The 9358-nt window shown below is 34.0% G+C and carries 14 protein-coding genes and 1 tRNA gene; 1 reads left to right on the top strand and 14 read right to left on the bottom strand.

The genetic code is table 11. The features are described 5' to 3' along the window. Window positions 1–355, bottom strand: a 355-nt coding sequence (locus VJJ26_01390) for a hypothetical protein (protein ID HLC06817.1), incomplete at its 3' end; no start/stop codon positions are given. A 527-nt stretch (window positions 356–882) separates the two neighbouring features. Here VJJ26_01390 and VJJ26_01385 point away from each other — a divergent pair. Further along, window positions 883–2058 (top strand): hypothetical protein, encoded by a 1176-nt coding sequence (locus tag VJJ26_01385; protein ID HLC06816.1) that lies wholly within the window; start codon window positions 883–885, stop codon window positions 2056–2058. Between the two features lie 24 nt (window positions 2059–2082). On the opposite strand, the gene VJJ26_01380 is transcribed toward VJJ26_01385, so the two are convergent. From VJJ26_01380 to VJJ26_01320, 13 genes are all read right to left on the bottom strand, one after another. Continuing rightward, the gene (locus tag VJJ26_01380; GenBank protein HLC06815.1) at window positions 2083–2466 is read right to left on the bottom strand and encodes a hypothetical protein; all 384 of its coding nucleotides are present in this window, start codon (window positions 2464–2466) and stop codon (window positions 2083–2085) included. 65 nt (window positions 2467–2531) lie between these two features. Continuing rightward, window positions 2532–2717: a hypothetical protein gene (locus VJJ26_01375; GenBank protein HLC06814.1), complete on the bottom strand. Its 186-nt coding sequence runs from the start codon at window positions 2715–2717 to the stop codon at window positions 2532–2534. After that, complete coding sequence (locus tag VJJ26_01370) at window positions 2717–2929, bottom strand: hypothetical protein (GenBank protein ID HLC06813.1); 213 nt, start codon at window positions 2927–2929, stop codon at window positions 2717–2719. Before VJJ26_01370 ends, VJJ26_01375 begins: the two co-directional genes overlap by 1 nt. A gap of 5 nt (window positions 2930–2934) precedes the next feature. Continuing rightward, window positions 2935–3447: a hypothetical protein gene (locus VJJ26_01365; GenBank protein ID HLC06812.1), complete on the bottom strand. Its 513-nt coding sequence runs from the start codon at window positions 3445–3447 to the stop codon at window positions 2935–2937. After that, window positions 3416–3946 (bottom strand): hypothetical protein, encoded by a 531-nt coding sequence (locus VJJ26_01360; protein HLC06811.1) that lies wholly within the window; start codon window positions 3944–3946, stop codon window positions 3416–3418. Before VJJ26_01360 ends, VJJ26_01365 begins: the two co-directional genes overlap by 32 nt. A 10-nt stretch (window positions 3947–3956) precedes the next feature. Continuing rightward, the gene (locus VJJ26_01355) at window positions 3957–4322 is read right to left on the bottom strand and encodes a hypothetical protein (protein ID HLC06810.1); all 366 of its coding nucleotides are present in this window, start codon (window positions 4320–4322) and stop codon (window positions 3957–3959) included. A 12-nt stretch (window positions 4323–4334) separates the two neighbouring features. After that, on the bottom strand, window positions 4335–4715 hold the full coding sequence (locus tag VJJ26_01350; protein ID HLC06809.1) for a hypothetical protein: 381 nt from the start codon (window positions 4713–4715) through the stop codon (window positions 4335–4337). A gap of 7 nt (window positions 4716–4722) precedes the next feature. Beyond that, a complete protein-coding gene (locus VJJ26_01345) occupies window positions 4723–6519 on the bottom strand; it encodes a hypothetical protein (GenBank protein HLC06808.1) in 1797 nt (598 codons plus the stop codon). Between the two features lie 113 nt (window positions 6520–6632). Beyond that, window positions 6633–7010: a HEPN domain-containing protein gene (locus VJJ26_01340; GenBank protein ID HLC06807.1), complete on the bottom strand. Its 378-nt coding sequence runs from the start codon at window positions 7008–7010 to the stop codon at window positions 6633–6635. Next, on the bottom strand, window positions 6997–7317 hold the full coding sequence (locus tag VJJ26_01335; GenBank protein ID HLC06806.1) for a hypothetical protein: 321 nt from the start codon (window positions 7315–7317) through the stop codon (window positions 6997–6999). The genes VJJ26_01340 and VJJ26_01335 overlap by 14 nt, the downstream gene beginning before the upstream one ends. 432 nt (window positions 7318–7749) lie before the next feature. Next, window positions 7750–7826 (bottom strand) — tRNA-Arg (locus VJJ26_01330). Between the two features lie 219 nt (window positions 7827–8045). Further along, window positions 8046–8783 (bottom strand): hypothetical protein, encoded by a 738-nt coding sequence (locus VJJ26_01325; GenBank protein ID HLC06805.1) that lies wholly within the window; start codon window positions 8781–8783, stop codon window positions 8046–8048. A gap of 2 nt (window positions 8784–8785) precedes the next feature. Continuing rightward, the coding region (locus VJJ26_01320; GenBank protein HLC06804.1) for a hypothetical protein at window positions 8786–9358 on the bottom strand (573 nt) is incomplete at its 5' end.

The raw sequence follows: 9358 nt of genomic DNA, 5'->3' as shown, positions 1-9358 counted from the left end.
CATGGATATAAGAAGAAAAACCATCACTTTTACTCACATATGATTGTTGAATATTATTACCCCAATCAACCATATGGTGCCACGTTCTCCATTTTTTTGTATGTGCATCACGTACTTGCACATAAAAAGAAAAATGGCCCTTCTCAGGCCGAATAGCATTCCAGGAAAAAACAAGTTGCGTAAATGGTTTTACATTCTCTTGGCAGAACAGTAATGATTTTTTGTTTACATTCCCAACACGAACTTTTTCGTCAAAATTTTTGCGATGCACCCATGTCCAATCACCTGAGCTATCGCTATTCACACTATGCAGTGGCATACACCATATCAACAGCAGCATTATTATTCTGACCATCTGCATCCCCTTATACTATACCCATTTTCACTTTGCATATTAATAATAACATGTAAACCATCCAACTATCAATATTTCTAAATGAAATAAAAACAATAAAACAAACCATAGCTAAAAATACAATGAATGCACTATGCTCCATGGTAATTATCACAAGCATACAACTCACAGCGAGATAAAAATTAGGACAAATCATGAAACTGTTATTATATCCTATTTTTTTACTATTTCACTTTCTCCCCGCTCGTCCTGAGTGTTTTTGCCCGCTCACCCTGAACTATTTCGAAGGGCAAAAATGTATCGAAGGATGCAACATAAGAAAAATATTATTTTTATCCATTTTCCGCTCAATCCTTCGATACGTTTTTGAGACAAAAACACTCAGGACGAGCGGGAGAGAAGCATTACAAAAGAGAAAATTTATAAATCTGAATTCAAATTTAAAACTACCGCCCATTATATTCATCTGTTTATCATTTGCATGCTTCAATCACCACCTATTTTCATCGCAAAAGACAGTCGTTTCAGTGCCAATTGCAGATTTAATTGGACAACAAATAACAACTATTATCCCACATATCACTGCCGAAAACGCATACGCTACAATAGCCGTTTGCACAGGGCAAATAAAATCTTCCATTGCATGTCCACGATTACATCAGTTACTGTACAATGACATTGTTGAAGTTATCAAAACAGTCGATGATGAAGCATGTATACGCATTGCACATGCATACTATCTTATTCCATCAACCTCAACACCACAAAATCATTACTGGACTCTCAAAAAAAATATCACTTTTCTTGATGATCCAGTCGCACCTACTATTCCTATTACCCATATACCAGAACCAATTAATTTTTCTGATACAAATCACCATGCACTTCATCATCCAGACATTGTAACATTAACCGAACCGCACTATGATTCGACATTACATCTCACATTTTCTGCCGCAACACGTTTTGTAAAAACACCTTCTCCACAAAAAAAAAGAGCCTCATCGATAGAGGTTTTTGCAATTGATTACATAAAAATGAAAGAACACAAAATAAAAATTCCGTGTCATAAATGCATTGTCGATGATACAACAAAAACAAAAGAAGAACGTATTTCTGATTACGTCAATCTTCTTAAAAAATGGGCCCACACAAAAAACGGTAGCATTCCGTATGTGTGGGGAGGAACAAGTTTTAGTAAAACAATATCAAGTAACTTTAAGGAAGTTGCCACAACAGGTCACAATGGTGATTACTCATTTTATGAATACGAAAAAGATACTCAAATACCAAAAAGTGGTTTCGACTGCTCTGGTGTCATTCTGCGCGCAGCACAAATATGTGGTATTCCTTATTTTTGTAAAAATACCACAACAATCGCACAATGCCTTACGCCATTATCACAAAAAGAACAACTGCAAACCGGTGATCTTATTTTAATCAAAGGACACGTGATGGTAGTTTCTGATATAGTAAAAAACTTATTGATTGAAGCACGATCATATGGTCACGGATATGGAAAATTACATGAAGTACCAATTAGTGAAGTATTTGAAGGCATAGAAAATTATAAAGACTTAACTGATGCATGTTTTGATAAAAAGATAATTAAAAGAAAAGATAAATTGGGAAAAGTTAGAGATACATTTAGCAGCTTACAGCTATTTTCAATGACAAGTACATGGGATAAACCAGTTCTTTAACGTGCTCAGGAAAAACAGATCACTTCAATTATTATTAGATATTTTCCCAACGCACTCTATCCATGTATGCCATAGAGGAGAGCACAAAAGCTCTTCACGCTCATCAAACATCATAGCATCTAATAACGCTTTTATATCACTTGAAGAACAAGATGTTCTTATATAGTACGCATTCAAAAAATTATATACGCCCTTAAAACCCTCTATCGATGTAACCGATTCTTTTTTTTCCAAAGCAACAACCCAGTCATTCCAGGCCGCAGAATCCCATGTACCACTACCATCTTCAAACAATTGAATATCTCCGAGTAACGATCCTAAATCATCCGATAATGTTTTACTGTAATAAACATCCAAAAAACAAATCATTGCCTTAAAAGCTTGTAGCAAAGTCATTTTATTAATCATATTTATCTATTTATCGATCAATACAATCAGTATTCTCTTTAAAAAAGTTTTATTAAAAATCCCATCTATTTTTCTTTTGCTTCCTCTAACACTATACCCACAGATTCAACCCAATCTTGTAAAAAAGCAGGATCCATACTCATTCCACTTAAAAGAAAAGCTATGTCATCTGATTTTGTAAATTCATGCCATTTTTCTAAAAACTTGATCACCGCACAAAAACCTTCATCAACTGTAATTCTCTTTTCCATTATATTTTATTTAATCTCTTCACGAAAACATCTAACACATATTTATCTTCATTTCTATCTTCATCCCAATCACTACTATCTTCTTTATCAAAAAATTGAATTTCATCTCCATGTTGAGTAATATCCCTTACCACACTAATAAAGTTATCCAGTATAGGCTCACAAGAAGTAACCAATCGCACCTTAGACGCAAAAGGCAATTTTTTTTTCATTAGTTCTATTTATAAGGAGATTCATAATTTTCCACATATAATCCCGATTTTCTTATCGCTTCTAAAGTATCTTTGCATTCTGATCTGCTTCCAATAAACATATAATAATCATCGCCAAAATGAACAAACATTTTATGCTTGCTTATTAACTTACACCAAAAATATCCTCGCAATATTAATTTTGAGACCATTTTAACTTGTTCTAGTGATAATAAATCATTTTCTTTAAGCGTATTAACAAACATAACTTCTGTTTTATCAACAGATGGATCTTCATTTATGCTACCATGATTCTCTAAGTATTTAACTTGCAAATGAGAAACATTTAAAGACATCATAAATTGCACTATTGCATTTATATAGAGATTTTCTACCCGTACGTATTCATCATATGTAAGCTTTTCACTTTGATACGATCTTCCAATATCTCCATAAGAAATCCATGTGTCTTCAAGAAACCATCCTTGTGAATTACGCTTTTTTGGATCATATTTTGTTATTCGCCAGCAATATTTCACTTAAATCTCCATACAATGTTTTTACAAAAACATCCAAAACATATTCTTCCTCATTTTCATCTTCATCCCAATTCTCATCTTGCATATCCAAAAATTCAACTTGATCACCGCATTGAGAAATTTCTCTAATGGTACTAATAAAATTGTTTAAAATAGGTTGATAAGAATTAATTAAACTTACTTTACACGAAAAAGGCAGCGCTTTTACATCGCCAGGGATAATATTAAACCGCAATTGTAGGGCTTGTTGATCAAACCACATATAAAAAACAGCATTTTTATCATAACTAATATCTTTTAATTGCTGCACTCTGTTGATTATTACGCTTTTTGCAAAATGCTCTAATTGCTCAATTTTAACCCTCTCTATAAAATCTTCTTCCAGAGAAATACACCACATATTATGATAAATTTCTTCTGACCGATCCCCAGAAAGATATAATGGATCATTCATAATTAAATTAAATTGATTGAAATTAGATATTGTTATAATGTTCATGTTTTAAATATTACTCCAGCGCGAGATCGACAGATGCTATCCATTTCTGCCAAATTCTCTCTTTCCCTGGCTTGTCATCAATAACAAGTGATATATCAGCAAGCATATTTTTCACATTAGTTGATGATGTAGCCTGATAATACGTATCCAGAAATATCTTCATAGCTTGAAATGCCTGCATAAGAGAAATAGGATCATTGCCAACAATTTCACGCCAATCTTCCCACAACGCAGGATCAGCAGTTTCTCCATCATCTAAAAAATGCATACAACCTAGCAATGCTCCAATGCTATCAGAAGAAGTAGCATTAAAATAATTCTCTAAAAAAAGATGCATCGTATAAAAGGATTGAAGAGGGATTAATAATTTACTCATAAAATATTAAAATTACTCATTAAGTATTTTTCCAACGCATTCCACCCATCTATCCCACAAAGAAGAGCACACAACCTTTTCATTTTTATCAAACGTCATTGCATTTAATAATTCTTTTATATCACGTGCAGAAGAAGATGTCCTTATATAATATGCATTCAAAAAATGGAACATGCCTTTGAAACCTTCTATCAAGGCAACTGATTCTTTTTTTTCCAAAGCAGTCATCCAATCATTCCATGCTGCAGGATCCCAAGTGCCACTATCATCCTCGAATAACTGAATATCACCCAATAACGCTCCTAAATTATCTGACAATGTTTCATGATAATGAACATCTAAAAAACAAATCATTGCCTTAAAGGCTTGTAGCGAAGTCATTTTATTAATCATATTTATCTTACTTCATTAGACGGCATAAACCTGTCTGTCCATTAAAACTTTGTGGTATTTTATTTAATCCACCATTCCGGATAAAACCATTTCTCATTGAAACCCAGATTTGTTGCCCATTATCTAAAATTTTACCATACCATTCATTTCCATATTTGCACTTACCCAAAAAGTTTTTAAAATCAGAAGCAACATCTATTAACAGTTTTCTATTTACAGGTGTATCAATAGGAAAATGTCCTGGTTCATTTCTAAAAATATGTGCTGCATTTTTTTCATAAATCTCAATCTTTAAAAAACGCTCCTCATCATCATCGTCATCCTTCTTGGGCCCCCCAGAAAAGCTATTAACAGAAAGCGCCGTCTCTATTTTTTTTAGAACTTGTGTATCACGATCTTTCTGTTGTTTATCAAACTCTTTTTTAGCTTCATTTTTGAATACCATTACTGAAATATTACGGCTAGCAAAATGCGCCTCAGTTATAGTAATATTATTACGCGTATACTCTTCTTGCTGCAAAATCCACGGTTTCTTTTCATGTATTACCGGAACAATTTGATCCAATGCTGAAACAATAGTAGTACTGCTTTGGATGCATTGACTCGTGCAAATGCGATAATATTCAGCTACCAACAGTAATTCATTAAATGCTTGGCGTATTCCAAACACCAAACGCTCTTGTAACAGATCATATTTATATAACCTCAACGCAGTCTCATGAGTCATTGCCTTAAGATTATTATTCCAAACGCCTATCGCCTCTCTAATTTCCGTAATAGCGCTATCATATGATGTACGAGCATGGTGTAAATTCTTAAGCAACTGGTTGACATGCAATGCCAATAAAAATTGTATATCGCATATCTGCTTTTCAAGCAATGCTAACTCATTTTCTCGCAGGCCTCTCAATGTATTTTTTTGATCATCGGATAAGTGTTTTTCTTGTGCGATAGACAATAACTGTACATTTTTTACCGTGCTATATATGTGTTGCTGCAAAAATTGGTGTGTAAAACTTCCTGAACATAAACCTTTAATAATCTGTAAGTCATTTTTAATCACCATCAATTCTTGTTTTATTTTTTCCAAAGCTTCTTTTCTCTGCTCATAGTAAAAACGTTCAGCAAGAACAACAGCATCAGGCATATCAACCAAACAAGGACCATTTTCATCTTTATGTTTTTCTAAATACATCCGGCGAGCATTGTATGCAATAACTGCCAGTGCTACCGTAGCTCCGCCAAGCATAGCAATAACTGGATTTATAACTGCTACATATCCACAACATATACTTGATGGGCCTGCAAAAATAGCTGCTGAATTATGAGCACTAATATCATGGGGAGTAACAGATAAAGTATGATTCTGGACAGTAAGAGCATAAATGAAAGTCGGATCAACGATATGTTCACTATCAAGTAGCCAGTCACGAGCTCTTATCCATGAAGATTCTGAAAATGAATAAAGCAACTGATCACATCCGGCACTAAGAACAGTGCCTTCTAAGAAAATTTTTATGTATCCATCAACGTAACGCCTGGTAGTCGCAAGAATCTCCGTTGGATTCCCATACATATCCAGAACTATATCTCCCATCTGAAGATCTTCAATTGGTTCATAACCGAATGGTGTTTTAATCAAGGTCCCTGCGCAAAAACCTTCTTCAAGTGATTTATATAGTAATAAAAAATCACCTATTTTATCATAAGCAAAAAATTTATCAGAAATTTGGGCAGCAAAAGAATTTACTGCTAAAAACAGGTACACAATCAACAAATAAAATATGTTGCATTTTCTATACATGAATGCACCCTCAAAAAATTTGAATAAATCCTTATTCAAACGATTAACCAAGATCCAATTTAATCCTTAAACCGAATTCAGTACTTGAAGTTTTCTGATTGCAAAAAATTCCATTAAGCCTTATCAATGCGATGTGCAACAAAATTAAATATATATTCAGATTGCTCAATGAGTTTCTGCATTCTTTCTTGGCTTGGTTTTTTAAAACTATTATCTGGATATCTCCCCGCGGTTTCATAGGGGGTAAGTTCAGCTGCCAATGAACGAAGCACCTCAAACTCTTTATTAGATCCCAAACAAAGATCAACTAACCTCACAAGATCATGCGTTTTTATACCGCAGTTATTGGTAAATACAAGATAAGCCTTCAAAGATTTTTCTGCGCATTGTTGCACATGAAAAAGCGTTGTCATAAACGACCGAGAAAATAGATGCTTTGCTGAATCTAAATCTTCCAAGGCAATCAAATGCCAATGTTCATGCGCGCGCATAAATGCGCTTTCCATAATGCTTAATTGAATAGCTTAATGTCGATTGATCTTGCGAATATTCCTCAAATTCTTCTTTGGTATAAACCAAAATATTTTTGGCAACCTTAACACCGATAAGCGCCTTGTGTCCTGCCGTCATAAGATCATAATGTTGTATGTCTTTCCCATCTACAACTATCAAAAGACTAACGTCAATATTATCTTCCCGTTGTGGTTCTAGTAAATAAATCTCATGGGGATTATATGTCTTAACAAGCCGTTGCTTAATATCTTCTATCGTTTTTTGATCTAGTGATTGCATGTGCATAAAGATTACCTCGATATTAAAGTGACTATTTTTCATAAGCTTCAATCAGAAACTACAACAATATAATTTATCGTTAGTTTACGATATATGCAAAGGCTTCTTGATAAAGCTAAGGTACTATAGTAGTAATCGAAATAGTGAATGATTTCATTTGAATTGAAAGCGCACGATACATTTAGCAACTTACAGCTATTTTCAATGGCAAGTGCATGGGATAAATCAGCTTGACCGAACTGAACTATAAATACATTTTTTCAAAAAATTAGAGCGCTTGATCCTTCAATCCGACTGCGTTAAAACTTCATCGGACCCAATCCGTCATAGCTTTGCGACGGCGGGCAAGTTCATGATAAGCGCAATTAAAAGTATTTTTGTTTTTCATTTAAGCCATTTAAAAAAAATGGCCTGCCAGACGTAGCTTTATGCGAAGTCTGGCGTGCCCGACAGGATTTGAACCTGTGGCCTACAGATTAGGAATCTATCGCTCTATCCAACTGAGCTACGGGCACATATGATTCACCCTTTGATACTTTTTTACAGGGTAAAAACACTCAGGGCGAATGGAGCCAAAACTGTCAAATAAGCTTTATGGATAATTCATTTAAGAAAATGGCCTGCCATACGAAGCCTTGGCGAAGTATGGCGCCAGCTACTTGACGCATTCAGTAACCACACAATAGAATTTACCATTAGTTTACAAGGCTTACAAACGCTTTTTTCCTCAGTATCTAATTGACTAGATATAAAATCATCTTTCTAATGAAACGATAACAATCCAAGAAAGGAGTGATAATTATATAAAAAAATAAAATATGTTTTGGCACAAGCTTTTGTTGTATAGATTCAGCATTTAAATCTGTTATATAGATACCCTTAATATGCTCATTAATGTATTCATTCAGATCCGTTACATTGGGATGATTACTACCATCATATATTTTTGTAATATTGCCCAATGCTTTATAAATTAAATTATTAATTTCAAGATATCGGCCCTGTCGTTGATACAATCTTACAAGATTCATATAATTCCACACATGTTTATCCCATAATCTGATCGATTCTTTAAGAAGCTTTTCTTCTATCTGATGATCATCTTTTTTCCCATCGGAATAAGACCAGGATGCAACATATTTAAGCATGGAATTAATCTCATCAGAATCAGTGCGAAGATTCTTAATTTGATGGAGCAGCATATCATTAATACCGCCTAGCTGATATTCATATACATGCGCAAGCACAATAAGAGCTATTGGATTATTATGCTCAACCGCAAGTGCTTTTTCTAAGCATGCTATACTTGCTTCATAATCAACAATTGGAACAACTATGATAGTAATGGCTAATACTATCCAAACATCGCTCGTATGTACGCTGTTTTTCAATTCGTAATCTACAATATTACAAAGCTCTCTATAATTCTCTTCTTTTTCTAACCTATCCAAACGCAATAATAAATCCCTCATTCCTAAATTTTCCTTGTATCTATAAAATTATTGAATATTCTACCAAAATCACTGATAAATGCGTTAATACCAATAACTTCACCCTTTTGTATGAAACATCTCACTTCTATATTATCAATGCCGTTAATCATAATCCGCAGCTGATTATTACCCTCTCTGAAAAAACCTTTCTTATCTAATGATAAAAGGGTCTCGCATAGTGAATCCAGAATAGCTTCTTGGTTTTCTCCAACCGCCATAATGCCTCTATTTTTATGATCTTCTGAAAATATATGTCTTTGGTGTTTTTGTATTTTCGCTCGCAAATCACCTTGCTGCATTACACCGTGGCCTGCGGTAGGGGTTTTAGATAAAGCATTTTGCTTAGACACCTTATCTTCAATAGTTTTTTTTAAACCACATGAGGAATTAGCTTTTTCCCCTGGCATAGATTTATTAGGTTTTGCCGTAACCTTAAATAATAAGCCTTCTGGTGTTGCTAAATATCCCTGCGAATTTACCAATAAATTATTTTTAACAAAACTAATGCTTTTGTTTTTAATGGTGGTACAAAACTTACCCAAGCCCCCGAGCAA

Source organism: Candidatus Babeliales bacterium, assembly GCA_035288105.1.
GTDB lineage: Bacteria > Babelota > Babeliae > Babelales > Vermiphilaceae > SOIL31.
Note: the sequence above shows the minus strand (reverse complement) of the source record. Positions and strands in the feature narration are given on the sequence as shown.

Bases quoted from the DNA above. Each gene is read 5' to 3' on its own strand.
- VJJ26_01360 (HLC06811.1), bottom strand. From the start codon at position 3,946: ATGAACATTATAACAATATCTAATTTCAATCAATTTAATTTAATTATG.
- VJJ26_01370 (HLC06813.1), bottom strand. From the start codon at position 2,929: ATGAAAAAAAAATTGCCTTTTGCGTCTAAGGTGCGATTGGTTACTTCT.
- VJJ26_01325 (HLC06805.1), bottom strand. From the start codon at position 8,783: ATGAGGGATTTATTATTGCGTTTGGATAGGTTAGAAAAAGAAGAGAAT.
- VJJ26_01380 (HLC06815.1), bottom strand. From the start codon at position 2,466: ATGATTAATAAAATGACTTTGCTACAAGCTTTTAAGGCAATGATTTGT.
- VJJ26_01335 (HLC06806.1), bottom strand. From the start codon at position 7,317: ATGCACATGCAATCACTAGATCAAAAAACGATAGAAGATATTAAGCAA.
- VJJ26_01345 (HLC06808.1), bottom strand. From the start codon at position 6,519: ATGTATAGAAAATGCAACATATTTTATTTGTTGATTGTGTACCTGTTT.
- VJJ26_01375 (HLC06814.1), bottom strand. From the start codon at position 2,717: ATGGAAAAGAGAATTACAGTTGATGAAGGTTTTTGTGCGGTGATCAAG.
- VJJ26_01355 (HLC06810.1), bottom strand. From the start codon at position 4,322: ATGAGTAAATTATTAATCCCTCTTCAATCCTTTTATACGATGCATCTT.
- VJJ26_01340 (HLC06807.1), bottom strand. From the start codon at position 7,010: ATGCGCGCGCATGAACATTGGCATTTGATTGCCTTGGAAGATTTAGAT.
- VJJ26_01350 (HLC06809.1), bottom strand. From the start codon at position 4,715: ATGATTAATAAAATGACTTCGCTACAAGCCTTTAAGGCAATGATTTGT.